Genomic DNA, 1,193 nt, shown 5'->3' with positions numbered 1-1,193 from the left:
TGGATTGGCTACACTAGGTTGGACAGTTTCACGAGGGCCTATGGAAGGAGGCTCGATGGCCGATCCAAAGCACCCGAGGCATTTCACCGACGATTTCAAGAGGCAGATTGTGTCGCTCTACAACGCAGGGAAGCCGCCAAGCGAGATCATGCGCGAGTACGATCTCGGGAGCACGACGCTGCGAAGGTGGATCAACTCCATCAACGCCACCGGCTCGCCGCACGCCGCCGACAACAGGACGCCCGAGCAGAACAGGGTCATCGAGTTGGAGCGCGAGAACAAGAGGCTCCGCATGGAGGTCGACGTCCTAAAACAAGCGGCGCTGATATTCGCACGAAAGTGACGGTGATAGCGGCTAACGCCGACCGCTACCCGGTATCAGCGCAGTGCGAGATCCTCGGCGTGCCGCGCTCGACCTACTACTACCTCCGCTCGCGCCCGGAGCCCCCGCCCGCGCCGGACCCCGTCGAGCCCGACGTTCTCGCCGTCCATGCGGAGAGCAAGGGCAGGTACGGCGCGAGGAAGGTCAAGGCGTCGCTCGAGCGGCGCGGCGTCGTCGCGAGCCGCAGGCGGATATCCCGCATCATGAGGGAGAACGGCCTCTCGAGCGCGTACGGGAGGAAGCGCTTCAAGGCGCACCCGGGCAAGCCGAACGAGGCGGAGCTGCCGAACGTGCTCGACCGGTCCTTCGACGGGTACGCTCCGCGCACGCACGTCTGCAGCGACCTCACCTACGTGCGCGCCGGCGGCTCCTGGTGCTACGTCTGCCTGCTCGTCGACCTCTACAACAGGGAGATCGTCGGCCACTCGGCGGGAAGCAGCAAGGGGGCGAAGCTCGTCAAGGCAGCCTTCGCGACCCTGGAGTTCCCGATCTCGGACATCGAGGTCTTCCACACCGACCGCGGCAGCGAGTTCGACAACGCCGAGATCGACCTCATGCTTGAGACGTTCGGCATCGAGCGGTCGCTCTCCGCCAAGGGCTGCCCCTACGACAACGCGGTCGACGAGTCGACGAACAAGATACTCAAGGCGGAGCTGGTCTACAGGGACAGCTTCTCCGACCTCCGCGACCTGCAGGCCAAGCTGTCCGACTACGTGCACTGGTACAACAACTTCAGGATCCACTCGACGCTCGGCTACATGAGCCCCGTCGAGTTCAGGAAGGCGGGGCTGATCCTGTCGAAACCGTCCAA

1 protein-coding gene and 1 pseudogene are annotated in these 1,193 nt (G+C 64.2%); both read left to right on the top strand.

Going from position 1 to position 1,193, the window contains the following annotated elements; translation table 11 throughout:
• Nucleotides 1–40: 40 nt before the first annotated feature.
• Nucleotides 41–241: pseudogene (locus tag H6A16_RS11040) on the top strand (transposase); the annotation flags it as partial.
• Nucleotides 187–1,193, top strand: a 1,007-nt coding sequence (locus H6A16_RS10525) for an IS3 family transposase (protein ID WP_342589754.1), incomplete at its 3' end; no start/stop codon positions are given. The pseudogene H6A16_RS11040 and the gene H6A16_RS10525, both read left to right, overlap by 55 nt.

This window comes from Collinsella tanakaei (assembly GCF_016900375.1).
In the GTDB taxonomy this organism is placed as follows: Bacteria; Actinomycetota; Coriobacteriia; order Coriobacteriales; family Coriobacteriaceae; genus Collinsella.
The sequence above is the reverse complement of the archived record's forward strand: the minus strand, read 5'-3'. Positions and strand labels throughout refer to the sequence as shown.